Annotated in this window: 26 protein-coding genes; 10 read left to right on the top strand and 16 right to left on the bottom strand. The window is 59.4% G+C overall.

The annotated features are described in order from the left end of the window. Window positions 1-117 precede the first annotated feature (117 nt). The 3 genes from FHT85_RS09365 to moaB are packed head-to-tail and all read left to right on the top strand — an operon-like array spanning window position 118 to window position 3,450. Entirely contained in the window at window positions 118-1,974 is a 1,857-nt protein-coding gene (locus tag FHT85_RS09365; RefSeq protein ID WP_112409986.1) for a tetratricopeptide repeat protein, read from the top strand. Between the two features lie 7 nt (window positions 1,975-1,981). Further along, a complete protein-coding gene (locus FHT85_RS09360) occupies window positions 1,982-2,896 on the top strand; it encodes a 4-(cytidine 5'-diphospho)-2-C-methyl-D-erythritol kinase (protein WP_112409972.1) in 915 nt (304 codons plus the stop codon). Then, the gene (moaB, locus tag FHT85_RS09355; RefSeq protein WP_112409971.1) at window positions 2,896-3,450 is read left to right on the top strand and encodes a molybdenum cofactor biosynthesis protein B; all 555 of its coding nucleotides are present in this window, start codon (window positions 2,896-2,898) and stop codon (window positions 3,448-3,450) included. Before FHT85_RS09360 ends, moaB begins: the two co-directional genes overlap by 1 nt. Before the next feature lie 31 nt (window positions 3,451-3,481). Here the strand turns inward: moaB and FHT85_RS09350 are convergent, their stop codons facing one another. After that, window positions 3,482-3,790 (bottom strand): hypothetical protein, encoded by a 309-nt coding sequence (locus FHT85_RS09350; RefSeq protein ID WP_112400605.1) that lies wholly within the window; start codon window positions 3,788-3,790, stop codon window positions 3,482-3,484. Between the two features lie 175 nt (window positions 3,791-3,965). Then, on the bottom strand, window positions 3,966-4,484 hold the full coding sequence (locus tag FHT85_RS09345) for a glycosyltransferase family 2 protein (RefSeq protein ID WP_112409985.1): 519 nt from the start codon (window positions 4,482-4,484) through the stop codon (window positions 3,966-3,968). A 241-nt stretch (window positions 4,485-4,725) separates the two neighbouring features. Here FHT85_RS09345 and FHT85_RS09340 point away from each other — a divergent pair, with 241 nt between their 5' ends. Together FHT85_RS09340 and FHT85_RS09335 are read left to right on the top strand one after the other, a co-directional pair. Further along, on the top strand, window positions 4,726-5,883 hold the full coding sequence (locus tag FHT85_RS09340; RefSeq protein WP_112335433.1) for a PA0069 family radical SAM protein: 1,158 nt from the start codon (window positions 4,726-4,728) through the stop codon (window positions 5,881-5,883). Between the two features lie 105 nt (window positions 5,884-5,988). Continuing rightward, window positions 5,989-6,648 carry a ribonuclease HII gene (locus FHT85_RS09335; RefSeq protein ID WP_112409984.1) on the top strand — a complete coding sequence of 220 codons (660 nt, stop codon included), beginning with the start codon at window positions 5,989-5,991 and terminating at the stop codon, window positions 6,646-6,648. 3 nt (window positions 6,649-6,651) lie between these two features. On the opposite strand, the gene FHT85_RS09330 is transcribed toward FHT85_RS09335, so the two are convergent. The 12 genes from FHT85_RS09330 to FHT85_RS09275 all read right to left on the bottom strand — a co-directional run bounded on the left by FHT85_RS09330 (window position 6,652) and on the right by FHT85_RS09275 (window position 18,815). Next, on the bottom strand, window positions 6,652-7,470 hold the full coding sequence (locus FHT85_RS09330; protein ID WP_409527325.1) for a phosphotransferase: 819 nt from the start codon (window positions 7,468-7,470) through the stop codon (window positions 6,652-6,654). Window positions 7,471-7,536: 66 nt separating this feature from the next. After that, the gene (locus tag FHT85_RS09325; protein ID WP_112335431.1) at window positions 7,537-8,028 is read right to left on the bottom strand and encodes a F0F1 ATP synthase subunit B; all 492 of its coding nucleotides are present in this window, start codon (window positions 8,026-8,028) and stop codon (window positions 7,537-7,539) included. A 3-nt stretch (window positions 8,029-8,031) separates the two neighbouring features. Beyond that, window positions 8,032-8,625 carry a F0F1 ATP synthase subunit B gene (locus FHT85_RS09320; protein ID WP_112335430.1) on the bottom strand — a complete coding sequence of 198 codons (594 nt, stop codon included), beginning with the start codon at window positions 8,623-8,625 and terminating at the stop codon, window positions 8,032-8,034. A gap of 78 nt (window positions 8,626-8,703) precedes the next feature. Then, entirely contained in the window at window positions 8,704-8,931 is a 228-nt protein-coding gene (locus FHT85_RS09315) for a F0F1 ATP synthase subunit C (protein WP_015338972.1), read from the bottom strand. Window positions 8,932-8,997: 66 nt separating this feature from the next. After that, window positions 8,998-9,750, bottom strand: coding sequence for a F0F1 ATP synthase subunit A (locus tag FHT85_RS09310; protein WP_112335429.1), 753 nt, complete (start codon window positions 9,748-9,750; stop codon window positions 8,998-9,000). Between the two features lie 78 nt (window positions 9,751-9,828). Continuing rightward, a complete protein-coding gene (locus tag FHT85_RS09305) occupies window positions 9,829-10,173 on the bottom strand; it encodes an AtpZ/AtpI family protein (RefSeq protein WP_112335428.1) in 345 nt (114 codons plus the stop codon). Between the two features lie 313 nt (window positions 10,174-10,486). Next, window positions 10,487-11,665 (bottom strand): cell wall hydrolase, encoded by a 1,179-nt coding sequence (locus FHT85_RS09300; RefSeq protein WP_112409968.1) that lies wholly within the window; start codon window positions 11,663-11,665, stop codon window positions 10,487-10,489. 168 nt (window positions 11,666-11,833) lie between these two features. Beyond that, on the bottom strand, window positions 11,834-13,699 hold the full coding sequence (locus FHT85_RS09295) for a potassium transporter Kup (protein ID WP_405047957.1): 1,866 nt from the start codon (window positions 13,697-13,699) through the stop codon (window positions 11,834-11,836). 53 nt (window positions 13,700-13,752) lie between these two features. Continuing rightward, on the bottom strand, window positions 13,753-14,730 hold the full coding sequence (locus FHT85_RS09290) for a magnesium transporter CorA family protein (RefSeq protein ID WP_112335424.1): 978 nt from the start codon (window positions 14,728-14,730) through the stop codon (window positions 13,753-13,755). A gap of 413 nt (window positions 14,731-15,143) precedes the next feature. Beyond that, a complete protein-coding gene (gene apbC / locus FHT85_RS09285; RefSeq protein ID WP_112409967.1) occupies window positions 15,144-16,304 on the bottom strand; it encodes an iron-sulfur cluster carrier protein ApbC in 1,161 nt (386 codons plus the stop codon). Window positions 16,305-16,940: 636 nt separating this feature from the next. After that, window positions 16,941-17,681 (bottom strand): helix-turn-helix transcriptional regulator, encoded by a 741-nt coding sequence (locus tag FHT85_RS09280; RefSeq protein ID WP_181476154.1) that lies wholly within the window; start codon window positions 17,679-17,681, stop codon window positions 16,941-16,943. A gap of 324 nt (window positions 17,682-18,005) precedes the next feature. Continuing rightward, window positions 18,006-18,815 carry an IclR family transcriptional regulator gene (locus tag FHT85_RS09275; protein ID WP_112335421.1) on the bottom strand — a complete coding sequence of 270 codons (810 nt, stop codon included), beginning with the start codon at window positions 18,813-18,815 and terminating at the stop codon, window positions 18,006-18,008. Between the two features lie 127 nt (window positions 18,816-18,942). Between FHT85_RS09275 and FHT85_RS09270 the strand changes: the two genes are divergently transcribed. The 5 genes from FHT85_RS09270 to FHT85_RS09250 all read left to right on the top strand — a co-directional run bounded on the left by FHT85_RS09270 (window position 18,943) and on the right by FHT85_RS09250 (window position 23,185). Beyond that, the gene (locus FHT85_RS09270) at window positions 18,943-19,713 is read left to right on the top strand and encodes an SDR family NAD(P)-dependent oxidoreductase (RefSeq protein ID WP_112409966.1); all 771 of its coding nucleotides are present in this window, start codon (window positions 18,943-18,945) and stop codon (window positions 19,711-19,713) included. 37 nt (window positions 19,714-19,750) lie between these two features. Continuing rightward, the gene (locus FHT85_RS09265; RefSeq protein WP_112400598.1) at window positions 19,751-20,683 is read left to right on the top strand and encodes a 2-dehydro-3-deoxygalactonokinase; all 933 of its coding nucleotides are present in this window, start codon (window positions 19,751-19,753) and stop codon (window positions 20,681-20,683) included. Beyond that, a complete protein-coding gene (locus FHT85_RS09260) occupies window positions 20,683-21,318 on the top strand; it encodes a 2-dehydro-3-deoxy-6-phosphogalactonate aldolase (protein WP_112335418.1) in 636 nt (211 codons plus the stop codon). Before FHT85_RS09265 ends, FHT85_RS09260 begins: the two co-directional genes overlap by 1 nt. A 3-nt stretch (window positions 21,319-21,321) precedes the next feature. Further along, window positions 21,322-22,209, top strand: coding sequence for an SMP-30/gluconolactonase/LRE family protein (locus tag FHT85_RS09255; protein WP_112335417.1), 888 nt, complete (start codon window positions 21,322-21,324; stop codon window positions 22,207-22,209). 355 nt (window positions 22,210-22,564) lie between these two features. Further along, a complete protein-coding gene (locus FHT85_RS09250) occupies window positions 22,565-23,185 on the top strand; it encodes a PRC-barrel domain-containing protein (RefSeq protein ID WP_112335415.1) in 621 nt (206 codons plus the stop codon). A gap of 76 nt (window positions 23,186-23,261) precedes the next feature. Here FHT85_RS09250 and FHT85_RS09245 read toward each other — a convergent pair whose 3' ends face one another. After that, window positions 23,262-24,617, bottom strand: a complete 1,356-nt coding sequence (locus FHT85_RS09245; RefSeq protein ID WP_112400596.1) for a putative bifunctional diguanylate cyclase/phosphodiesterase — start codon at window positions 24,615-24,617, stop codon at window positions 23,262-23,264. A gap of 127 nt (window positions 24,618-24,744) precedes the next feature. Beyond that, entirely contained in the window at window positions 24,745-26,478 is a 1,734-nt protein-coding gene (locus tag FHT85_RS09240; RefSeq protein WP_112409964.1) for a response regulator, read from the bottom strand. Window positions 26,479-26,588 lie beyond the last annotated feature (110 nt).

Below are 26,588 nucleotides of genomic sequence, written 5' to 3'. Positions count from 1 at the left end.
CTGCCTGAATTTGTTGCAGGGCCGCTTCAAAAAAGCCATCCTGTTGTGAATCAGTTGACACGAACGCTTTATGCCGCCGGCGTCTTCGCCGGCTGTCCCTTGATGAAAGGCTTTCTAATGCGGCAGAGACTTGCCATCCGTTTCCTCTCGGGCGTAGCCTTGGCGGCGGTCCTTTCGGTGTCCGCCCTGAATGTCGCGCGCGCCGATGATAAGCCGGCGGCAGCATCGGAGGCCAGCGCCCCGGTCGCCTTCGATACGGATAGTGTCGATACCTTCGCAGGCGCGTTCCTCGCTGCCCGCACCGCCGATGTCGATCACGACTACAATACTGCCATCGCGCTCTACAAAAAGGCGCTGATGATCGACCCGAGCAATCCAGAAATCCGCCAGCGGCTGATGATCTCGCTGCTGCTCAACGGCAATCTGGAAGAGGGCGTCAAATACGCCAACGAGCTGAAGAGCGACCCTTCCGTCGAACGCGTGACCACCATCGTGCGCGGCATGGATGCCATCCGCCGCCACGAATACCGTACCGCCCAGGAAATCCTCAAATATAGCGGTCCGAACGATCTCGACCGGATGATGACCAATCTGCTCGCCGCCTGGGCTCGCGCCGGATCCGGCCGCGGCAAGGAAGCCATCTCGATGATCGACAAGATGAAAGGCCCGGATTGGTTCAACATCTTCAAGAACTATCATGCCGGCGCCATTGCACTGACGATGGGCGACCTGAAATCGGCACGCTCGCACCTCAACGATGCGATCCTCGACAAGACGGGCGGAGCGACGGCTCCCGATACGTTCATGCGCGCCGTCATGGCGCTCGCGCGCCTCGAAGCCAAGGCCGGCGACAAGCAGAAGGCCCTGGATGCAATCTCCGTCGGCGACAATCTTGTCAGCAATTATGCTCCGTTGAATGCGCTGCGCGACAGCATCAGCAAGGGTGATACGCCGGACCAGCAGGTCACCAATGCCAGCGAGGGTGCGGCCGCCGTTCTCTTCACCATCGGTGCCGCGCTGAACCGCGACGGGGCCGAGGATGTCGTCTCGCTTTATCTGCAGATTGCCAATTCTCTCGACCCCAAAGCGGCCGATACGCTGGTGTTGCTCGGCGGGCTGGCCGAAAAGCAGGAGCAGACCGATCGTGCGATCGGCTTCTACAGGAAGGTGCCCGATAACTCGCCGATGGCCCGCATCTCCGAGCTGCAGCTCGGACTTGCGCTCGCTCAGGCAGGGAAAGTCGACGATGCACGCAAGCATCTGAAGGCGTTGATCGATTCCGATCCCAACGATGTCCGCAGCTATCTCGCCTATGGCAGCGTCCTTTCGGATGCCAAGGACTTCCAGGCCATGGCCGACAATTACGACAAGGCCGTACAGATCATCGGCCCCGTGCCGAAGCGCAGCGACTGGGCGGTGTTCTTCCAGCGCGGCATTGCCTATGAGCGGCTGAAAAAGTGGGCGGATGCCGAGCCGAACTTCAAGAGGGCCCTTGAGCTCAATCCGGATCAGCCGCAGGTGCTAAACTATCTCGGCTATTCCTGGGTCGATATGAACATGAACCTCGACCAGGGTCTGGACATGATCAAGAAGGCCGTCGATCTGAGGCCGGACGACGGCTATATCGTCGATTCGCTTGGCTGGGCCTATTTCCGCCTCAACCGCTTCGACGATGCCGTGAGCGAACTGGAGCGGGCAGCACAGCTCAAGGCCGGCGACCCGACGATCAATGATCACCTCGGCGACGCCTACTGGCGAGTCAATCGTAAACTCGAAGCCGTCTATCAGTGGAATCGGGCGCTCGCCTCGAAGCCGGAAGAGGCCGATATTCCGAAGATCAAGGAGAAGGTCGAGAAGGGCTTGCCGCCGCTCGACAACGATCCGAAGACCGTCGACAAGAGCAAGCAGCCTGATCCGGCGCCCGCCCCCTCGCCCGACACGAACGCTCCGGCGCCGGTCGACAAGAAGTCCTAAGACTTCCATGAGTACGATCTTGGCAGCGGGTGATTTCGACCTTACGGAAGAAGCGCCCGCAAAGATCAATCTTGCGCTACATGTCACGGGGCGCCGCGCCGACGGCTATCATCTGCTGGACATGCTCGTCAGCTTTGCCCGCCACGGCGATCGTCTTTTCTTTCGCGCAAGTGCGGATGACGATTTCAGCCTTTCGGGACGGTTCGGCCCGTTGCTTTCGGCCGATGCCGAGGCCGGCGACAATCTCGTGCTCAAGGCGCGCGATCTCTTGCGCCAGGCAGCCAATTCATCCGGCCTCGATGCTCCCGCCGTCCATATTCATCTGGAAAAAAACCTGCCGATCGCATCGGGCATCGGCGGCGGTTCGGCGGATGCGGCGGCGGCATTGCGTGGGCTCATGCGGCTCTGGCGCCTCAGCCTGCCTGAAGGCACCCTCAAAATGATCGCCCTGAAGCTTGGCGCCGATGTGCCGATGTGTCTTTCGAGCCGGCCGCTGATTGCGCGTGGAATTGGCGAGGCGATAGATTTGCTGCCTTCCTTTCCTTCTTTTCCGATGATTCTCGGCAATCCGCTCGTCGGCGTCTCCACGCCCGACGTGTTCCGCCAATTGTCGCGCAAGGATAATCCGCCATTGCTGTTTCCGTCGCAAATGCCGCAGGGGCAAGGCGAATGGATCGACACGATCAAGGCCCTGCGCAACGATCTCGAACCGCCGGCGCGCTCGATCTGCGGCGAGATTGGCGTGCTTTCCGGCCTGATCGAAAGCGAATCCCCGATCCTGACGCGCATGTCCGGCTCGGGCGCCACCTGTTTCGGCATCTTCGCCGATGCCGAACGGGCGAAGAAAGCCGCCGCCTCGCTTCACAGACAGAGACCGGACTGGTATTTCCAGGTAACGGAGACGATCGCGGGAGAGGCATGATGGCAGGTCCGGTCAACGAAAGATCCTTCATTCCCGTCGGCATCGCAGTATTGACCGTTTCCGATACGCGCACGCTCGCCGACGACAAATCCGGCGATACGCTGGTTGCCCGCATTGCGGAAGCCGGCCACAGGCTTGCTGCCCGCGCCATCGTTCCCGACGACAGCGAGCGCATCCGCGCGCAGGTGGAAGCCTGGACCAAGGATGATGCGGTCGACGTCGTGATCACCACCGGCGGCACGGGCTTTACCGGCCGCGACGTCACGCCGGAAGCGCTGGAGCCTTTGTTCGAGAAGCGAATGGATGGGTTTTCGGAAGTCTTCCATCGCATCTCCTATGACAAGATCGGCACGGCGACCATCCAGTCGCGGGCCACAGGCGGTGTGGCCAATGCCACCTTCATCTTCGTGTTGCCGGGCTCTCCCGGTGCCTGCAAGGATGCCTGGGACGGCATCTTGAAGGCGCAGCTCGACTATCGCCACATGCCCTGCAATTTCGTGGAGATCATGCCGCGCCTTGACGAGCATCTAAAGCGCGGCGCCGGCTCGAGATAGGTCTTCTGCTCGCTGCGATATTGCGTGGCGGTCATGCCTTCGGCAGGACAGGAATTGATTCCCAGGAATCGCCGCTGAGTATGATGCAGCTCCGGCCGGATATGTCGCTCATCAGCAGTGTCCAGTTGCCGCTCTCAGCAGCATAGATTTCAACGATCGTGCTTTGATCGAGCTTGCCGACAGCCGAAAGCTTTTCCGAAAGATGGTCGCCAAGAAACGCGACGATATCGACGCGCTTGGCACAGGCCAAGGTTACCTGAGCGGCGGCATTGCCGGGGAAAAGAATTGCACTTGCAACGAAGAGAGTTGCCATGAGGCGGTAGAGCATCGTGCGTTTCATAACGCACCTCCTTTCGCCGAAATCCTGGCGAAAAAGGAGAATTCCGCTGACCAGTTCCGCCTGATATCGGCATCTTCATGGTCGGTCACCAACGCGACACGCGTAAGGTGCCGCCACACACGAATTATCGCAGCTATTCCCGCGTTTACAAATGGAATCTGCGGAACGTGAAACCCTATCGCGCCGCGCGCGCCACCCAGGAGGGAATGAGTTCGCTTGAAAGCCTGCGGCCCTTCTGGCCCTTGGCAAATTCCGCGAGCTGCATGTCCGACCTGGCGATCGCGATGGCCTGGTGCTTCGAAAGCAGCAGACCCAGTTCCAATGGCGGCGAACGGCGGCCGATCCGCTTCAGAAAGGGGCGCCGATAGCCCCGCGACGCCGTAAACCGCGCCGGGCCTTTGTTCAGGGAGACATATTCGGCGACCTCGTCGATCCAGCCCGCTTGCGGCCGCGCGCCCGGCTCGACCAGCAACAGCCATTCGCCGCGGGCCGCCCGCAATATGTCCTTGATATCCCACTGCGAGTAAAAGCGGCAGCCGGCAGCATCCGCCACTTTCGATGTGCCATCACTCGAACCGTGATCGAGCACGATCACGTCGCTGACCAGCCCCTCGACCGCGCCTGCCACCAATGCCGCCAATGTCTGCGCCAGCTCGGGTTCGTGATCCTGGCATTCGATAATGACCGTCAACATTGCCCATTTATAGAGCGGCGCATAATTTATTGCCAGCACCCAACCTTCGGCTCCAAACGTTTAAGAAAAGCATCATATGCCGCCGGAAACGCTCACCGCCGGTATCGCCAAACACCTCCTCTCAACGAGGTGGAAAATGGTGATTTCGGATTTTTGTTCTTGCAATGTTCTCATTTGTCGGATAGGAATTTAATCATCTTAGACGCGGCGTGCGATGGCATGAGCCGCCCCGGAGCTACCGATGAACGAGCAGTCCCTTGCAGGGCAGGCCGCTTTCGCGCCTGCCAATACGGCAGACGTTGCCAACGCTTTGATCGCCGATTCCGGTCTCAGGGTCGATGTCGAGCGTCGGCGCGGACGCGGCGCCGGATTGAACCCGAGCGGCCGGTTCGAGCCGCAGCAGCGCGAGGCCTTCGACGACGGCTGGCAGAGCTGGGAAGAGCTGCCGCCTTTCAAAACCGAAGTGCAGGTGGAGAAGCCGCGCACGGCCATTACCCGTAACGAATCGCCCGATATTCCTTTCGATCGATCGATCAACCCTTATCGCGGCTGCGAGCACGGATGCATCTACTGCTTCGCGCGGCCGACGCATGCCTATATGGGCCTGTCGGCAGGGCTGGATTTCGAATCGAAGCTGTTTGCCAAGCCGGATGCGGCCAAGCTGCTGGAACGCGAACTGGCAAAGCCCGGCTACAAGCCGCGCGTCATCGCCATAGGGACGAATACCGATCCCTACCAGCCGATCGAGAAGGAATGGCGGATCATGCGCCAGATCCTCGAAGTGCTGAACCGGGCGAACCATCCCGTTGCTATCGTCACCAAATCGGCGCTGGTCATGCGCGATATCGATATTCTAAAGGAGATGGCCGCCAAGAACCTTGTGCGGGTGGGATTGTCGGTGACGACGCTCGACCGCAAGCTCGCGCGCACCATGGAGCCGCGGGCAGCGACGCCGCCGCGGCGGCTGGAGGCGATCCAGGCTTTGAACGAGGCCGGCATTCGCACCGCGATCATGGTGGCGCCGATTATCCCTGCCCTCAACGATCATGAAATCGAGCGTATCCTCGACGCCGGCAAGGCCGCCGGCGCGCAGGAAGCAAGCTATGTCATCCTGCGGCTGCCGCTGGAGGTGAGCCCGCTCTTTCGCGATTGGCTGCTGCAGCATTATCCGGATCGCTATCGCCACGTCATGTCGCTGATCCGCTCGATGCGCGGCGGCAAGGATTACGATGCGGAGTTCGGCAAGCGCATGAAGGGCGCCGGGCCTTATGCCTGGCAGATCAGCCGCCGCTTCGAAATGGCGACGCGCCGGCTAGAGCTTACGCGCCGCAATATCGCTTTGCGCGACGATCTGTTCGTGCCGCCAGACGGCAGCGGCGTCCAGTTGTCGCTGCTTTGATATTCCTTGCGGGTTTTCCCTGACCCCGCTGGAAAAGCCCCCCGGTTCGCCGCCCTGATCCACCGGGGGCTTGCAGGAGATCGGGTGGTGTGCGAGCTTCGCCGCATGAAACGCAGCACACCACCCGATTCTCCAATGCTTTTCGAGGACGCCCCGCTCGTTCCCACGTTTGAGCTGGAGCTGATTGCGCGCCGGGCCGGCCATTGGCCTGTCGCCGGAGCCGATGAGGCTGGCCGGGGGCCGCTTGCCGGACCGGTGGTCGCCGCCGCCGTCATTCTCGACCCTGAGCGGATCCCGCAAGGGCTCAACGATTCCAAACAGCTGACCGCGGCCAGACGCGAAGAGCTGTTCGTGGAGATTCTCGCAACAGCAACGGTCTCTATCGCCTCGTCGAGTGCCGGTCGTATCGACACGACCGATATCCGCAAGGCAAGCCTCGATGCAATGCGCCGCGCCATTTGCGGACTTGCCGTGCCGGCAAGCTATGTGCTGACCGATGGGCTCGATGTGCCAGCCGGGCTTGCATGCCCGGGAAAGGCCGTCATCAAAGGAGACGCGCGCTCCTTCTCCATCGCTGCCGCATCGATCGTCGCCAAAGTGACCCGCGACCGGATGATGGCGCGCGCGGGCATTGTCTTTCCAGCCTATGGTTTCGCAGCCCATGCCGGCTATGGCACTCCTCAGCATCGCGCTGGCATCGAGGAGCATGGTCCCTGCCCGCTGCACCGCATGAGCTTTCGTCCGCTGCGCAAAGAGGCCGTTTGAAACTCAGCCCGTCAGTCCGGCGACGATTTCAGTCGAGTATTTTCTGATATAGGCGATGTCTTCCCTGTAGATGCGATCATGTCCTTCCTGGAGATTCCGGCGATATCTCTCGATGCCGCGGGCAGCTTCCCGTTCCATGAAAACCAATAGCGCCTCAAGCCGCTCGACGATGACGTCAAGCAATGAGCTACGCTCGTTAACGGACAGGCCATAGGCATCGATAAAGATACGGGTGCGACCGACTTGGGCGGCAAGAGTGTCCATTCCCTTGATAGCGGCGCCGGAGGACAGCGGCGCCCAGCGATAGACGGCATAAGCCAGATCCCACATTCGCGGACCGGGATGCGCAGCCTCGAAATCGATGATCCCGGTCACTTCGCCATGGTTCAGGACGACATTGTAGGGGGCAAAATCCCCATGGCAGATTACCTCGCAAGGCGAGCGGGCCGGCAGTTGCCATGCATAGCTGGCCGCGAGGCTTTTTGCGAACAGGGCGGAGCAATCGTGATAGCGACGCAGTAGCGATGCAGCCGACCGCAGCGCCTTTTCGCCGCGCATAGCGGCGCGGCCATCGAGATCGCCGGTATCTCCGGGCAGATAGGTTACCTGCTCCCAGACCTCGTCATATCCAGCCGGATGCGGAGCTGCATCGAAACCATACCTATGTAGCGCAGCTAGCAAGGCATGGACGCCCGGTGTCCAGGTGGCCGCCGGTCTCACGATGAGATCGTCTTGACGAAACGGTTCGCTGCCAGTCGTTGACTGCATCCACTCTCCCCTCATGCACTGATCTTGCCTCCCACTGTGGCGATGATCAATCATGACTGAGCATGAAACAAAAAAAGCCCCGCGGAAGCAGGGCTCTTTCGAATTCGATATTGCGAGGGCTTAATTCAGCCGCGTCTTCACTTCCTTGACGGCGTCGTTGAAGAGGCCGGACTGAACGCTGCCATCGGCCTTCTTGGCAAGCACCGATTCTGCAGCGGCGATTGCCAGATCGACGGCAGCGGAGCGGACCGCCTTCATCGCATCGGCTTCGGCCTGCTTGATCTTCTGCTCGGACAGAGCCGTACGGTTGGCGACGAACTCCTCGGTCTTCTTGCGAGCCTCGGTCGTCAGCATTTCCGCTTCGCGCTCGGCTGCGGCAACAATATGTGCTGCTTCAGCCTCGGCTTCCTTGCGCTTGCGCTGATATTCGGCCAGCAGGTGCTGTGCCTCTTCACGCAGGCGCTTGGCTTCGGCCAGCTCGTTACGGATCTGATCGGCGCGGTCGTCCAGCGACTTTGCCATCATGCCGGGAACCTTGAGGTAAACGATCAGGCCTAGGAAGATGAGAAGGCTGACAAACGCGAAGAAGGTGTTGTCGAAAGAAAATTCCATGGATCAGCCCTCCTGCTTTGCGGCGGCTGCCGCAACCGCAGAGGCGACATCGGCCTTGCCGGCGACATTTCCGACCAACTGCTCGACGACAGCACCTGCGGTCTCTTCGGCAATTGCACCGACATCACCGAAGGCTTTCGCCTTGATTTCAGCAATGCGGCCTTCTGCGGCCTTGAGCTTCTCAGCCAGGCTCGCCTCGATTGTCTTGCGATCCTCTTCGGCCTTGGCCTTGGCGGCATCGCGAGCGGTGGCGCCGATGGAATTTGCCTTGGCGCGCGCAGCAGCCAATTCGCTTTCATAGGTCGCGACGGCGGCGTCGGCTTCAGCCTTCAGACGCGAGGCTTCCTCGATATCCTGGGCGATCCGGTCGTGCCGGCTTTCCAGAATGGTGCCGACGCGCGGAATAACGATCTTCTGCATGGCCACGTAGAAGATGACGAAGGTGATTACCAGCCAAAGCAGCTGTGATGGATACGTCGTATGGTCAAACGGCGGGAATACGCCGCCGTGATGGCCTTCATTCGGCGCACCCGTTTCCGTGTGCACCGCTCCGGCGGCCGGCGGTGCTTCTTCAGCATATGCCGGGGTCACAAACATGCTCACCTCCAGGTGGTCTGCAAATACAAAGAATCACGGCTCGCTGCTCGCGAACCGTGATCTATGACGCCGCTGATATCAGACGGCGAAGAGCAGGAGGAGAGCGACGAGCAGCGAGAAGATGCCCAGAGCTTCCGTAACGGCGAAGCCGAATACCAGACGGCCGAACTGGCTGTCAGCAGCCGACGGGTTGCGCAGTGCGCCGGACAGGTAGCTGCCGAAGATATTGCCGAGGCCGAGAGCCGTGCCGGCCATACCAAAGCAAGCCAAACCTGCGCCGATGAACTTTGCTGCTTCCGCGTCCATGTTGAACTCCTTTGAAATGGTTGTGCGGTGAATGACTGACGCCATTAGACGCCAATGTCTTTATCCTTAGTGGCCGCCCGGATGGATTGCGTCGTTGAGGTACATGCAAGTCAGCACCGCAAAGACGTAAGCCTGAAGGAAGGCGACAAGGAACTCGAGACCGGTGAGGGCGACGGTCATGATAAGAGGAAGAACTGCTCCGCCGATACCAAGCGCGCCGAGGGCTCCGAGCGAGGCGACAAAGCCTGCGAACACCTTGAGCGTGATATGACCGGCCAGCATGTTGGCGAAAAGACGAACAGAGAGTGAAACCGGGCGGGAGAGGAACGAGATGATCTCGATCGCCACTACCAGCGGCAAGAGAACTCCCGGAACACCTTCAGGAACGAAAATCTTGAAGAAGCCGAAACCATGCTTGATCAAGCCGTAGAAAATAACGGTGAAGATGACGAGCAATGCGAGCGCCAGCGTGACGATGATCTGGCTGGTGACGGTGTAGAAGTAAGGAACGAGGCCGAGCAGGTTCGCCGTGAGGACGAACATGAAGAGAGAGAAGACCAGCGGGAAGAATTTCATTCCCTTCGTCCCCGCCCCCTCTTTCAACATCGAGGCGATGAACTCATAGGCCATTTCCGCAACGGACTGCGAGCGCGTCGGGACAACGGCGCGTGGCGCGCTGGCAAAATACAGAAAGCCCGCGGACAGCACTGCCGAGGCAACCATGAACAGCGAAGCATTGGTGAACGAAAAATCAATTCCACCGATATCGATCGGGATAATCTTAAAGATCAGGAACTGATGGGTAGGATCGTTTGCCACCGCTTGTTCTCTTTCATTATTCCGCTCCACCGAGCAGATGCTTCTCATCTGGAAACAACGCCGCTGCGTCGCTTCCGCTCATTTCTTACCAGGCTCACGTCCCTGCGGCTCCGGCGTCGCCACCTTGCCTGCAGAGCGTAGCACATTCAGCACGCCGGCACAGAATCCGAGAAGCAGCAAAATAATCATGCCCCACGGCGTCGTACCGAGAAAACGGTCCAGGACATAGCCCAGAACGGCTCCAACGATGATTGCAGCAATGAACTCACTGGAAAGCTTCATCGCCTGAGCGTAGCCCTTGCGGCTCTCCTCGGCGCGAACCTCCCCGCGTTCATCCTCTCTCACCGCAGCGCGCTTGTTCGCCAATTCGGCTCCCAGCTGCGCCCGCCGCTGTTCCAGACCCTCGTCGCGGTCATCCGTCATGGTGGCATCCTCCCCATTTTCGTTGCGCGTAATCCCTGTACCCCGGTCAACGCGTAAACGAACAGCAGGTTTCGCCACCTTTCGGCCCGTTTTGAAGTCGCGCGCAACATAGTTTTAGGAAAAAGCATAGTCAAGGCGTAGACACCATCTGTCCAGCCATAAATTAGCCCAATTAAATCATGAGTTTAGAGCGAAAGAGCCATATTGACCGAAAACTGAGCTGAAGAATCCTCTTCAGCCCATGCTTTCCCGTGGCTTTTTTGCCGGGGGAAGCGGCCCTGCCGCTGGTGTCAATCTGCCGGAACCAGTCGCCTCAGCTCCAGCCGCCGCCATAGGTCCTATAGAAGATGTGCATACCTATGCGGCCGACCTTCACCATTTCGGCTGCCCATTTCGGCCGGACATAGACAGCATGATAGTGAGTGGCGGAACCAACTTCCGGCAGCCAGATCTTGCCGGCGGTGACCGCCATGGCGACCTGGCGGGCAATACGCCAGTGTTCTGGCGAATTGACGCGCTCCTTGACGTTGTCACAGGCGAAAGAGAACTGGCAAGCGTTGGTCCAATCCTCATTCTGGTAGACGACGCCGCAGATGGTCCTCGGATAGGCGGGATTGCGAACGCGGTTGAGAATAACCTGGGCGACAGCGGCCTGTCCTTTCACGGACTCGCCGCGCGCCTCGAAATAGATGCCGGTGGCAAGGCATTGCTGCTCGTCGGATGAAAAGACCGATGGCGGCAGGACATTGGCGGCCCAGGCATGATCCTTCGGGCCGATCTGCGGCACGAAGCGCCCCTCGTCGTCCTGATCCTTGGCCAGAATGGAATCGAAGGGCGAGACACGGGCATAGTCCGGAGCCGGCGAGGCATAGGCGGCGGCCAGAACATCGGCATTCTGGTTGGTGACCAAATTGGCGATATAGGCCGGCACGCTGTCGTCCGGCTTTGGCGGCTCCTTCTTGTAGAAGGCGGTCGCAATCTGGATTTCCTTGCCGCCGAGGTTCGGCTTCAGGAATGCCGTGCGTTCGCCGGTTGCCGATTCCGGCCGAAGCAGCAGACTTTGACGCTGCAGCACGGAGCCTGCGGAAAAATCCTTCGGCGGCAGCATCGGCGTGATGGCCACCACTCTGCCTTTCTTGTCCTGCCGGTTAATGCGGTCCTCATCGGGCCGGGGATCGCTGCCCTTGGCTTCGGATTGGAACGCGACGCGCCGTCCATCCGGCAATATCAGACCGCCGTCTCCAACGGCAGGCGACGCCTTGACATCGCCAAAGGCCAGCTCCGCCTGATGGGTGGAGCCGGCCGGCGAGTCTGTCATCACCATGCGCCAGTTGGCGCCTTCCCTATCGATACCCGCAAGCAGGCCGGCAAGATCGCCATAGGCGGCCGTCGACGGAAAAATAAGCCAGGCGCAGAGCCCGAAGACGGCTGGAGAGGTCCAATTTTGTGGCAGGAACCGCGACTTGCGGCTGACATAACGCGAGCGAGACAACACCGGACTCCAAACGGCACTCGAAACCAGGAGCCGGAATAATCTCCCATTAACCTTGATGGATGGTTAATTCGGGCGAATCTATGGTCATGCAGGCGGTGAACCGAAAACAAAAGACCCGGCGGAATATCCACCGGGTCTTCTGAACCAATTGCAAGAATATCCGCGTCAGATGATAACGTGCGAGCCCAGTTCCACCACGCGGTTGGCCGGCAGGCGGAAGTAGTCCGAGGGATCGGTCGCGGCGTTGGCGAGGGCGATATAGAGCCGGTCCTGCCAGTGCGGCATGCCTGATTTCGCATCCGGCACCAGCTTGCGGCGGCCGAGATAGAAGGAGGTCGACATGATGTCGAACTTCAAGCCGGTCTTGCGCAAGGTCGCGAGCGCCTGCGAGACATTCTGTGATTCCATAAAGCCGAAGCGTAGCTCGACGCGCGAGAAACGGTCCGAAACCTTCTCGACGGTATAACGATCTTCCTGGGCGACGCGCGGCTTGTTGATGGTGCGGATCGTCAGGATGACGTTCTTGTCGTGGAGGACGTGATTATGCTTCAGATTATGCAGCAGCGCGGCGGGAGCCGATTCCGGATCGCTCGTCAGGAAGATCGCCGTACCCGGCACATGCGCCGGCGAGTGATCGCTCTTGCGCTCGATCGAGCTGACGAAGGATGAGAGCGGGATATCGGTATGGCGTGTCTTTTCCATAAGGATCGCGGTGCCGCGGCGCCAGGTCCACATGATGACGGTAAAGGCCGTCGCGATCATCACCGGCACGTAGCCGCCATCGTGGATCTTCAAGAGGTTGGCGCCGAGGAAAACGAATTCCAGCAGCAAGAGCGGCGTGAGCACGGCAACCGCCATCGGCAGCGTCCAGTTCCAGCGGACACGGACGAATTCAAAGGCCATGATCGAGGTAACGACCATCGCGCCGGTCACTGAGATGCCATAGGCGGTCGCCAGCGCATCTGAGGTCTTGAAGGCCAGCACCAGGAAGATGACGCCGAAGAACAGGACCGTGTTGACCGACGGCAGGAAGATCTGCCCGGTATTGGTCTCGGAGGTGAAGAGGATTTCCATGCGAGGCAGGAAGCCGAGGTGAATCGCCTGGCGGGTCAACGAGAAAGCACCCGTGATGACGGCCTGGCTGGCGATGATCGTCGCCATCGTGGCAAGAATGACCACCGGCAGGATCGCCCAGTGCGGATACATCAGGAAGAACGGGTCCGACATAGCCATGGGGTCACGCAGCACCAGCGCGCCCTGACCGAAGTAGTTCAAGGTAAGCGACGGAAACACCAGCACGAACCAGGCCCACTGGATCGGGCGGCGGCCGAAATGGCCGAGGTCGGCATAGAGCGCTTCCGCGCCCGTCACCGTCAGGAACACAGCACCGAGAACGACGACGCCGAGGAAGCCCTCGCGCATCAGAAAGGTCACCGCATACCAGGGATTGAGCGCTGCCAGAATGCTGTAATCATCAGAAATGTGCATGATGCCGACAAGACCCATGACGATGAACCACAGCGCCGTGATCGGGCCGAAGAAACGGGCGACGGCACCGGTACCATGCGACTGGATCGCAAAAAGCAATGCCAGAATGGCCACCGATATCGGCACGATATAATCCGACAATTGCGGGGTCACGAGCTTCAGGCCTTCGACGGCCGAAAGGACCGAAAGCGCCGGCGTAATCATCGCGTCGCCGAGGAAAAGCGCGGCACCCAGCAATCCCAGCAACATCAGGATGGCGGTGTGGCCGTTCGCCGTCTTCATCAACAGCGCCAGGAGCGAGAGCGTGCCGCCTTCGCCGTCATTGTCCGCGCGGAGCAGAAAAAGGACATATTTGATCGTGACGATGATCGTCAGCGTCCAGAACATCAGCGAGATGACGCTGATGACTTCGCCGCGCGTCAGACCATCAGCGGCTACCGGCTTCAATGCTTCGCGAAAGGCATAGAGCGGGCTCGTGCCGATATCGCCATAAACAACGCCGATCGAACCGAGGGCGAGGTAGGCGAGCTTGCGAGCGTCCATTTTCCCGTCGGGAGAATGATGGGTTTCGTTAGACATTCAGGATCACTAGACTCTCAGAGCCAGCCTTTCCAGCGAAAAAAGAAAAACGGAACGATGGCGGAAACCACCATCAACAACAGCGATGCAGGGTAGCCGAAGGCAAAATGCAATTCGGGCATATGTTCGAAATTCATGCCATAGACGGAGGCGACAAGCGTCGGCGGCAGGAACACCACGGAAGCGATCGAGAAGATCTTGATGATGGCGTTCTGCTCAATGTTGATCAGCCCCAGCGATGCGTCGAGCAGGAAGGTGATATTGCCCGCCACGAACGACGCATGCTCGGAAAGAGATTGAACATCCCTCGAAACATTGCGGCAGAGATCCCTTGCTTCGTGGTCCTGCTGCATGGCGGGGATAGCTTGAAGGAAGGTCAGCAGGCGCGACAGCGAACTCAGACTGTCACGTATCTTGCTGAGCGTACGGTGATAGCGCGCTATGTCCTTGAGCTTTTCCTCGAGATAGTTCCCCGGCCGGCGGACCTTCTTCACGCGATCGCCAAATACATGCACCGACAATATATCGACACCGGCAACCGTCTGTTCAAGGACCTCGGCGGTCCGATCGACGATCGTTTCGAGCAGCTTCGCCAGGAGCGCCACGCCTGTGCGCCGATCCTGCGGGATACGCTGAAGCGCCGCGATGAAAAGCGCGAAGGACTTCGGTTGAGCGTAGCGGATGGTGATCAACCGAGGTCCCGCCAGGATAAAGGCGACATCGGTCAACATCGGTAGGCTGGTATCGGCCTTGCACAGGAGCGAGGCCGTCAAAAAGACCGAACCGTCCTCGATATAGAGCCGGCTCGAGGGTTCTATATCCTTCATGTCCTCACGCGTCGGCACTTCGAGCCCAAGCAGCCGCTCGATATTGGCTTCCTCTTCGCGCGACGGATCGACCATGTCGATCCACACGGCGTCGTCGGGCAACCGATCGATGGCCGAAAGATCGGGAAGCTCGAGCGGCTTCGAACCTGAGCAATAGGCAGTTATCAACTGCGCGCTCCTGCGGCGGCACGGATGCAGGCGGCGTCAGGACACCTTGCCCGCATCCCCTGCGATCTCACCAATGGCCGACAAAAAAAGCTCATAAAACCCCGGTCATATCCCGCCCGTCCGGCCGGGAATCCGTGTTCATGTTCCATTGCGCTGCTGTACCAATCCCTCGTCCGTCCGGGCGAAGACGCCTGCGCGGCCGAAATAAAACCACCATTTGGCGGAGATTGGTCATCGGAAACGACCGACCAGTTCCACGCAGGCGGCGCATATGCAGCAAAGCTCGCAAAGAATCAAGTCACAACCTCTTCATCGCATGCTTCGCCGCAGTTTGGCCAATCCTGCGAAGTCATAGCACAGGATGCCGCCAAGACAATCCGCCGCCACAGGGAAAGCAGATCCGTCCTGGTGAATTATTCAAATACGATCGCCGGTGCCGCGCGCTGTGGACTATCCGCGACTTGCTTCCAGACCTTGGCCGCGATTTCGCGATAAATATTTGCAACGACCCCGTTCGGCTCGGCGGCGACAAGCGGCGTTCCCGCATCCGAGGTCTCGCGAATACCCATGGTCAGCGGCACTTCGCCCAGGAAAGGCACGCCGATGCGCTCCGCCTCCTTGCGAGCGCCGCCATGGCCGAAGATATCATAGCGCGCGCCGGTATCGGGGGCGATGAAGTAGCTCATATTCTCCACGATGCCGAGAACCGGAACCTCGACCTTGCGGAACATGTTCAAGCCCTTGCGCGCATCGATCAGCGCCAGATCCTGCGGCGTCGAGACGATGACGGCACCGGCAAGCGGCACCTGCTGCGCCATGGTGAGCTGCACGTCGCCGGTGCCGGGCGGCATATCGACAACAAGCACGTCGAGCTCGCCCCAGGCGACCTCGCGCAGCATCTGCAGCAGAGCGGATTGCACCATCGGCCCGCGCCAGATCATGGCGGTTTCCTCCTCGACGAGGAAACCCATCGACATGACCTTGAGGCCGTAATTCTCCATGGGATTGATGATGCGCCCATCGATCTGGGTGGGGCGTCCGGAAATCTTCAGGAGGCGCGGCATCGAAGGGCCGTAGATATCGGCATCCAGAATGCCGACCTTCAAGCCATTGGCAAGCAGCCCCAGCGCCAGATTGACCGCCGTCGTCGATTTGCCGACGCCGCCCTTGCCCGAGGCGACCGCGATGATGGCTTTGACGCCCGGAACACCGATCTTGGCGGCGCGGGGCGGCTGTTGCGGCGCGTGCTGATGAGGATGCGAATGGGAATGGGCGTGCGGGGCAGCCTGTGCAGGCGCGGGCCTCGCCGCCGGAGCGCCAGCCTTCTTGTCGGCCGTCAGCGCGACAAGGGCGCCCTTGACGCCGGGCATGTCCTTGATGACACGCTCGGCCGCCAGCCGCAGCGGCTCCAACTCCTTGGCACGCTCGGCGGGAACGGTGATGGAAAAATAGACCTTGCCGTCGGAAATGAACACATCGGAAACCATGCCGAGCTCGACGATATTGTGCTCCAGGTCCGGGCCGCGAACCGTCTTCAACGTTTCCAGCACCTGTTCCTTGGTGATGTCTGCCATTTCATCCTCACTGCAGAATCTTTTTCGGCAGCGCGGCATAGACGGGCGCTTTCCGAAATCATTCTGGCTTAGATAGTGGAGAGGCGTGGCTTCGCCAAACGAAATTCGGGACGCCGTTGATAAAAACGTCTTCGTTGCGGCCGGCAGGTCCGCCGGGTCCATAAAGAAAAACCCTTACCAGCCGCAACGCTCTCCCAATTCGGGAAGACATGGTCGCGGGCCGACATAGATCATTCATTTGAAATATATAGGGCAACGGCGCGAAAATCGTCTCGAAACTGCGTCGGAACCTAATCAGCGTGCCAAATAAGTAACAACCGCCGCCGATCCCTTCGCCGGGAGAAGCTATGACGAAGGTGTCGGCGGCGGTCGCTTGATCCGCGCACGTTTTCATCGGCGCTGTTATCAAAGTCCCCTCTGGACCTCTGTTTCTTAAGAAGCAGGAAGCGTGCCAGTTTCCAAAAATCCGGAAAGCGACGAGTCTTCAGCATGTTATCTGAATCGCACCTGGAACAGGAGAGCGGATGGTCGCTGCAGACTTCATCATATTTTATTTGCAGCGCACAAAAATTATTCACATGCTGCGCAAATTCCCATCACCGCCGTATCATGGCATCACCGCAATGGAAGGCCTCGCTATTTTATCAATCCGACACGCAGGGCCTTGGCGACGGCCTGCGTGCGGTTGACAGTGTCGAGCTTCTTGGTTGCGCGATTGAGGTAGTGATTGACCGTATGCTCCGACAGGGAGAGGATTTCCGCGATTTCGGCGCTGGTCTTTCCAGCTGCCGTCCAATTCAGGCAATCGATCTCACGGTCGGTAAGGGTGTCGACGACGCGAACATCCAGGTTACGAATTTCAGCAAGCCGGTCGAACACGTGAACCGCAATATAAAAGAGATCCTTGATCTCCTGCGGCGAAAAGTGTTCGCGATCGCCAGCCAAAGAAACAGCGCCGCGAAGACCTGAGGCATCATGGGTTGGAAAATAAGCGAAACGCGTCATGCGGAAACGCTCAAACAAAGCCACGACAAGCTGCGATTTGTTTTCTTCGCGATTGGGATTTGCCACCACATCATAAAGAAAAGGCAGCGTGGAGGCGCGCAGCCGCAGCAACACGGGACTGGTCGACAGCAGGCTTTCCTGATCGTAGATCGACAGCAGCTCGGCCGGCCAGTTGTTGATTACCGAGCTGCTTTGCAGGTCGGAGGATGTGATCGGCGGAAGATTAAGGACCATGAAGGCGCGGCACCGGTAGGCCTCCGTCAATCCCTTCATGAAACGGAACACATCGAACTGCGTTTTAAGCCTGGTGATTTCCTCGATCAGATCCTCGTCGCGAGGGGACGTTCCTGCTTGTACCAATGCCGCCATCATCAGTCTTCTTTATGTAAAAGAGGGCAAAAATAGGAAGCTTCCGCTCGCTGCCCTTTACGATTAACGTCCCGGCGCCACTATCGGCAGCTCGGCAAAATATAAGTTTTCCAAAATCGTGATTGCGTCGACGCCCGTTACTATTATCTCCCCCTCGTCACCTCGCTAAATCCTCTACGGCTTCAGCAATCACCTGAAGATAATGGCAGTTCTTTGCCATATCTCAACAGTAAAATTCAAGATAAACGAGCAATTGCGCTAAGATCCCGCGCCGGCAGCATTAAATCCCCCGGAGTTCCCGCAGTCGTTGCGCCAGATCTGCTGGGATCAGCGTTTGGGGCCCATGCGGTTGCGCATGTCCATCATGATCGAATCAGCGGCAACGACCACCCGTGGCGCCCATGCCTGCAGCCTCTGCTGCGTGACGCGATAGGCCGGGCCGGTCACCGAGACTCCGGCAAGCATATGACCATCATCGGACCGGATCGGCGCAGCGACGCAGCAGATACCGTTTTCGTGTTCCTCAAGATCGAAGGCGTAGCCGCGCGCCCGGATTTGCGAGATATCGGAGAGCAGCTCCGAGGGGGAGCGAAGGGTATGCTCTGTGTAGGGGCGATATTCGAGACCTGAGATTCTCTCTGTAAGCTCGGCATCGTCGAGTACAGAGAGTGCTGCCTTACCGACACCGGTACAATAGGCGGGAGAAGCATTGCCGACCTGCGAATACATCCGCACGGATTGCTGACCTTCCACCTTGTCGAGATAGATCACCTCCGCGCCCCGCAGGACGCCGAGATGCACGGTCTCACCCGTCACCTCCTGCAAACGGTGAAGATGCGGCTCGGCAATCGCCCGAAACTCGTTGCGCGCCCAACTGCGCGAGGCAAGGGTCAGGAGCCGCAATCCGATCCGATAGCGCCCGTCGCGGTCGACCTCCAGAAGCCCCTCCTCGACAAGATGCGACAATTGCCGATGCAGCGTGCCGCGCGGCTGATCGGAAAGCGAGAGAATGTCGGTAAAGCGCATGGGGCCATCAGCCAGCGCGACGAAATCGAGCAGGGAGACGAGCTTTCCGAGCGTCCCCGTTTCCCGATCGCGATGCCTTTTATTTTTTCCCGCCTCTGAACCCAGACCCATACTCGTTCATTTATCTCTGGCAAAACCGCACTGTCCTTGACACTGTGCAAGGGTAGTCCGATAATTCCATATAGTCAAATTACGTTCCGAATAATGGAACTTTTTATTGATCTTGGGAGGAGACATCTTGGCCGATATTCAGGCGCAATTTCCCGATCTGAAAGATCGCACGGTTCTCGTCACCGGCGGAGGCTCCGGCATCGGCGCAAGCCTGGTGGAGGCTTTTGCCCGTCAGGGGGCGAAAGTCGCCTTCATTGATATAGCCGAGGAACCCAGCAAGGCGCTGGCGGCCAAGCTTTCAGGTCAATTTGCCCATCCTGTTGCCTTCTACCATGCCGACCTGCGCGATGTCGGCGCGATCAAAAACACAGTTGCGGCCATCGAGGCCGACCTCGGGGCGATCCGGGTCCTCGTCAACAACGCGGGTTGGGACGACCGGCACGACATCGACACCACGACCGAAGAATATTGGGACAACAATCAGGCGATCAATCTGAAGCAAGTCTTCTTCGTCTCACAGGCGGCGGCACCGGGCATGCGCGCAGCCGGCGGCGGCGCGATCATCAACTTCTCCTCGATCGTCTTCAAGATGAACCCGCCGCTTCTGTCCTCCTACGCGACCGCGAAGTCCGGCATCATCGGGCTGACCAAGAGCTTTGCCGGACGCTTCGGGCCGGAGAATATCCGCGTCAACGCCGTTCTGCCTGGAATGATCGTCACACAGCGCCAGCTCGACCTCTGGCTGACGGAGGACGGCATGGCGAAGATGATGGACCGGCAATGCCTGAAGCGCGTGCTGAGCCCCGAGGATCTGGTCGGTCCAGTGCTCTTCCTGGCTTCGGACTGCTCCGGCGCCATGAACGGACAAGCCATCACTGTCGATGGCGGTATTTTCTAATCTCAAGATTTCTGACGCAAGACTTGGAGCATTTCTTATGACGAAACCGGCATATGTCGCCGTGGACTGGGGCACCAGCAGTTTCCGGCTGTGGCTGATCGGCGAAGACGGCAGCATTCTCGCGGAGCGCCGTAGCGGCGAAGGCATGACCACGGCTGCGCAAACCGGCTTTGACAAGGTCCTGCAGGCACATCTCGACGCCGTATCGGCGCCGGACGCCATTCCCGTCATCGTCTGCGGCATGGCCGGCGCGCGCCAGGGCTGGGTGGAAGCCGGCTACATCGACACGCCGACCTCCCTTGCCGCAATCCTCACGGCCGCTGTTTCCGTGCCCGGACAATCCCGCGACATTCGCATCCTGCCCGGCCTGGCGCAACGCAGCCAACAGGTACCGGACGTCATGCGCGGCGAGGAAACGCAGCTGCTCGGCACGATTGCGGCCGATGCCACGGGCGAACAACTCGTCTGCATGCCGGGAACCCATTCGAAATGGGTGCGCGTGCTGGATGGTCAGGTGACAGGCTTTTCCACCTTCATGACGGGCGAGCTTTTCGACGTCATTACCAAGCACAGCATCCTGTCGCATGCGGTTGCCGGTGCTGCAGACATGCCGGCCGACACAAAGACATTCGAGACCGCCCTCAAGGCGGCCCTGGATAAGCCGGCGCTCCTCACCAATCTGCTGTTCACGGCTCGCTCCGGCCAGCTTCTGAACGGGCTGACGGCAGCCGGTGCGCAGGCGCTCATATCGGGCACACTGATCGGCGCGGAAATCGCCGGCGCGCGCGCCTCTGCGGGGCAGAATGCGGCCATCACGCTCGTTGCCTCCGGCCGCCTCCAGGCGCTCTACGAAGACGCGTTCCGCGCCCTCTCCCTCCCCTTTAAGACGATCGACGCCGATGCCGCCGTCCGTCGCGGACTTTCCGCTGCGGCCGAAGCGATCTGGTTCAAGAAAGAAAGTAAAAGCTGATGACAACTCGCACCCCCTTTCCGCCCATGAAGCGCCCGCTCATTGCCATTCTTCGCGGCATCAAGCCCGAGGAAACGGCTGACATTGTCGGCACGCTGATCGAGACAGGCTTCACGGCAATTGAAATCCCGTTGAATTCGCCGGAGCCGTTCCGCTCCATCGAAATCGCTGCCAAGATGGCGCCGGCCGATTGCCTGATCGGCGCCGGCACGGTGCTGACGGTCGAAGATGTCGACAGGCTTGATGGCGCCGGCGGCAAGCTCCTGGTGACACCGAATGTGGAGCCTGCGGTCATCAGCCGCGCCCGCGACAAAGGCATGGTGACAATGCCCGGCGTCTTCACCGCCACGGAAGCGCTTTCGGCCGCGCGCGCCGGCGCCACCGGGCTTAAATTCTTCCCCGCCGGCGTGCTCGGCGCCTCCGGCATCACGGCCATTCGCGCTGTCTTGCCGCCCGAACTCGTCATTGCGGCGGTCGGCGGCGTTTCGGACAAGAATTTCGCCGATTACACCAAGGCCGGCGTGCTCGCTTTCGGCCTCGGCACCAGCCTCTACAAGCCGGGAATGACGGCTGCAGAGGTTGCCGAACGTGCCAAGGTCACCATTTATGCCTATGATGCAGCCGTAGGAGCCTGATCTATGACCGATATTCATGATTTTCAGGGGAATATTCTCTGCAACACCTCCTCCGTCCTCGGGGAAGGCCCAACCTACGACCCTGATACGGATACAGTCTGGTGGTTCAACATCCTCGGCAAGGAATTGCACGAATTGCACCTGCCGACCGGCAAGAAGCAGGTTCACGAGCTGCCGATGATGGCGAGCGTGCTGGCACGCGTCGATGCGGAACGGCAGATGATCGCGACCGAACAGGGTCTCTTCCTGCGCGATATCGCAACTGGCGAATTGAGCTTCTATGCGGCCATTGAAGCCGACAAGCCCGAAAACCGCTCCAATGACGGACGCACGCATATTTCCGGATCGCTCTGGATCGGCACCATGGGAAAACGCGCCGAGATGCAGGCAGGCGCGATCTATCATGTCGCCGGCGGCAAGGTGACCAAGATCTTCGACCAGATCAGCATTCCGAATTCCATCTGCTTCTCGCCCGATGGCACGATCGGATATTTCACCGATACCCGCGTCAGCCAGCTCATGCGCGTGCTCGTGGATCCCGAGACGGGGCTTCCGGCGGGCGAGCCGATCGTCATGGTCGACAGCATGGAAGATCCAGGCGGCCTCGACGGCTCGGTCTGCGATGCCGACGGCTATATCTGGAACGCGCGCTGGGGCTCCGGCTTCGTCGACAAATACAGCCCGGATGGCCTGCGCATCGAGCGCTATCGCGTACCCGCCATGCAGCCGTCCTGCCCCGCCTTCATCGGCAAGAATGCGGACCGGCTGGCCGTGACGACCGCCTGGGAAGGGTTGGATGAGGAGGCCCGCTCGATGCAGCCGCAGGCCGGTGCTCTTCTGGAGCTTGGCCTGACCGTGAAGGGCGTTTTCGACCCCCCATACAAGCTTTGATTGAAGGCCGCCCTCAACCGATCTGGCTGAGGGCGGTATTATTTTGACGGATCATGCAGGGCGCAAGACACGTTCGGCTTCGAAACAAATTGAAATCTAAACTCAATCGTTCTCTGCGATCCTAATAATCTTTCCGGTTGTCTTTTGCTGCAGTAGCCGTTGATTCCCCAACATATTCCTTTTGTTTCCGAGCTGCACGACGCAATTTCTGCAACTTTTGACGGAACCAATACCTCCCTGAGCCATTGCTTCTAGGACCGGTCCGACAACGGCCGGCATTACAAAAGTTCCACTCGCGCTGGTAAGCATGCGCGTATGACGAAGCATGCCCATCAGAATGAAAGGTAGGTTCACGATGACTGGGAAACTCTTTACTTCCGTTGCCGCAGGCGCCATCTTTGCTACGGCGTCCGTGCTTTCACCCATGGCTTTTGCCCAGGCGCAACAGCCATCGAACGGCGGCGCAGGCAATAACGCGCCAGTGACGCAAAGCGCACCGGCAACGCCTGACGTCACCAAGCCTGCTGGCTCGGCAGCACAGAAAAGTGCTCAGGCTCCTGCCCCCGCAACGGGCGGCCAAGCTGGCTATCTGACCACACAATCCGCGGATCAGATCAGCGCCAAGACCTATATGGGCCAGTCGGTCTATAACGGTCAGAATGAAAGCATCGGCAGCATCAACGACCTGATCCTGCAGAAGCAGGGCGGCGTCGTTGCCGCCATCGTCGGTGTCGGCGGTTTCCTTGGCTTAGGCCAGAAAAACGTCGCGGTTCCTTTTGATAAGATCAGCGCCACCCAGAACCCTCAGGACGGGACGGTGAAGCTGACGACGACTGAAACGGCCGATTCCCTGAAGGCCGCACCGGAGTTCAAAACCCTCTCGATGCAGGCTTCCGAAAAGGCTGCTCAATCGTCCGGAACGTCGACAATGCCGGCAACCGACAACACGACAACTTCGTCGACCACCAACAAGTAAATATCGACGAAGTCTGGCGAAATATAGAAGCGGCGACCCTTACGGATCGCCGCTTTCTTTGACCTTTTTTTCAAACTCAAGCAATTTCGCGTTCGTGGCTGAGATCGAAATAATGGGTCTGCAGGTAACGAAGCGTCGCAGCGCCGTCGACCGGCTTTCCGAAATAATAGCCCTGCCCCATGGCGCAGCCCAGCGCCTTCAGCTTCGTCGCTTCGGCATGGTCCTCGATACCCTCAGCGACAACACGCAGATCAAGTCCTTCGCACATGGCAAGAACAGCCTTGATGATATGTTCGGAAGCCCTATCCGAATTCATGCGGGAGACGAACGCCCGGTCAATTTTCACCTTGTCGAAGATGAACTCCCGCAAGCGTCCAAGGCTGGATTGCCCGGTGCCGAAATCATCCAAAGAGATGCGCACGCCGACCGCGCGCAGGTCGGTGATAATGCGATGGGCCGTCTCGGCTGAGCTCATGACCGCGGTTTCGGTGATTTCGAGTTCGAGACGATGCGGATCCAGGCCGGCGCGCGTCAGGATCGCGAGAATGCTGCTGCTCGTGCCGGGGTCCATCAGCTGTGCCGAGGAGAGATTGAAGGAGAGGAATAATTCGCGCGGCCACGAGAGTGCTGCCTCCGCTGCTTTTCGCAGCAGGGTTTCGGACAGCGCGTCGATGAAGCCTCTCTCTTCGGCAAGCGGCACGAAGACAGCGGGAGAGACGAAGCCGAGATCCGGATCGTTCCAGCGCGCCAGGGCCTCGAAACCGAGAACCATGTTATTGGCAAGCGAGACGATCGGCTGGAAGTGCACGTCTATGGAATCGGAAATGATGGCATTACGCAGCGCCTGCTCGAGCTGCGTCGCCCGCCTCATTTCCTGTGCAATCTCCCGGGAATAGACGGTGATCTGGCCGCGGCCGCGACGCTTTGAGCGATAGAGCGCCGTATCCGCATTTTTCAGGAGATCGTCGAACTCCTCTCCGGCGAAAGGATGGATGGCGAAGCCGAAGGACGCGGAAAGGCGGACATTGCGATCGCCGAGATCATAGGGTGCCGACAGCACTTCGCGGATCATCTGTCCGAATTTCTCGGCACCGACCCGTTCGAAAACAAGCGGCAGCACAAAGGCAAACTCATCGCCGTCATGACGTGTCACCAGCGCGCCATCGGGTATGCAAGCCTTGAGGCGATGGGCAACCTGACAGAGGATCTCGTCACCCGCTTCGACGCCGAACAGGTCGTTGATCGGCTTGAAGGCATCGAGATTGACGATTCCGATCGTAAAGGGTGCCGGATCGTCGGCACGTTCCAGCGAAAGCGCGCGCGCGCGTTCACGCATGCGATATCGATTGCCGAGCCCCGTGAGCGGATCGGTATAGGCAATTGCTTGCGGTTCTTGACTGGCTGGCCCCGGCAGCATCTCAGTCGACTTCATATTTGGTTCCGACCTTTTCTCCACCCGGGGGAAAAGCATGCCGGGGAAGTCTTAATAAAGGATGCCAACAAGACGGTCATTCGGCACCGGCGATAAGTTGCCGTCGGTGGTGATATCATCGTAGCATTTATCTATTTTGCGCCTTCAGGGCACCGCGCATGTATTTCTGGAAGACGGTCTCGATGATGTCGGGGCTTACCGGCTTCAGAATGACGTCGTCCATGCCGACCTCGGCGCATTCCTTGCGGTCCCGCTCGAAAGCCTGGGTCAGGACGCCGATAATCGGGGTATGGGTGCCGCTGCCCTTTTCCGCGCCGCGGATCAGCCGGGTGGATTCAAAACCGTTCAGCCCCGGCAACGAAATGTCCATCAGGATCAGTTCCGGACGATGCTCCTGCCACAGGCGCACCGCCTCATCACCGGTTGCGGCGATCACATAGCTGTATCCCAACCCTTCGAGGATCTGCGAGAAGACGATCTGATTGATGTCATTGTCTTCGGCGACCAGGATTTGCGCCCGGCGCTCCTCACCGGCCGCGCGCCGCCATTCGGATGCAAGCCCCGGCTCGACGATCTCGCCCAGTTCGCCACGGATATTACGATTGAAATGACGCGCGATCAGGAAGGCAAGCTCGGTTGCAAGCTGCGATCCGTCCAACGACAGCGCGGTAAGGTTCTGCCGTTCGGCCAGCTCAATCCCGCGCTTGCCGAGCTGGTTGTCGACGATGACCAGGTCAATCTTGACGCCATGCGCGCTCGCCACGTCCAGAAAAGCCGCCTCCTCATTCTCGTTGTGAACGACGCAGGCTTCGAAGCCATATTTCTCGAGCGTCTTCAGAGCCGCCGTTTCGGCAGCGAAATCCGGCGTGACGACGAGCACCTTGCGGCCGTTGAAATTCTCCGGAACGAAGGTTTCCATGGCGGCCGGGCGGCGCGAAATGGTCTGCAGCGCAACCATCGGAACATAGGCGCGGCGATAGGAGCGATCACTGTTTTCCCGGATGCTCGATGCCAGCGCGAACTCGTCGAAATCACCGCCATCCTTGGGCAGGTCCTGCATGGTGCTGACCAGGAAATAGCGGCCGGGCTTACCGATGCGCTGCTTGCGGGTGACGATATCGCGCTCGACGCCGTCACGCGCAATCTGGCGCTGCCGCGAGATCGACATTTCGCCGGTCTCGATCACATGCCGGTCGCTCTCATGAAAGCGATTGGCGAGGTCGGTGGAGAAGATATCGATGCTCTTGCGGCCGCGCACTTCGTCCGCCGCCGTCTGGTACTTGTCGCAGAATGCCCGGTTGACCGCGACATAGACGAGATTCTGGTCCTTGACGAAAACCGGAAAGGGCAGATTGTCGAGAATATCCTCGGTCAGCTGCACGCGCTCCATATCGACGCGCCATTGCTCTTCGCGTTTCCTGGCTTCGGACACATCGGAAATGATGCAGAAGCCGATACCCGAGGATAGCCGTCGGTTGAGGACGCGCACCCAGCGGTCGTCGGCAAAGTGCTCGGTGGTCTCGAAGCGTTCGCGCCAATGCGAGGCTATGCGCTGCGATATCCAATCGTCACGGCTGGCGGCCGTTTTTGTCTGATGGCGTTGATAGCGTACACCGGTATCGAAGACGGCACCCAGAAAATCGCGCAGCCGCGTGGAAGGCTGCAGGAATTCCGGAGCAATCGGGAAGAAGTTCAGAACCTGACGGCTGGCAAACAACAGCTGGTCGTTCTTGTCATAGGCGAAAAAGGCGCTGGAAAGACCATCGCAAAGGGCACCGAAGAACATCGTCTGCAGACTGCCGCCGAAAGGGGCATCAGCCGTCGTCATTGCCAAAGCTGCCTTTTCAATCTCGGCAGTCATTCGTCGGATTCCTACGCTCAACTAGTTTCACAACACGGCAAATCGACAAAGCGGCATTCGCTCTGCAAGGCAAATTCGTGGAAGTTGCATGCTGGCCTTGGCACTTGAAG

The sequence above is a fragment of the Rhizobium sp. BK312 genome (assembly GCF_014193605.1).
Classification (GTDB): Bacteria; Pseudomonadota; Alphaproteobacteria; order Rhizobiales; family Rhizobiaceae; genus Rhizobium.
The sequence above is the reverse complement of the archived record's forward strand: the minus strand, read 5'-3'. Positions and strand labels throughout refer to the sequence as shown.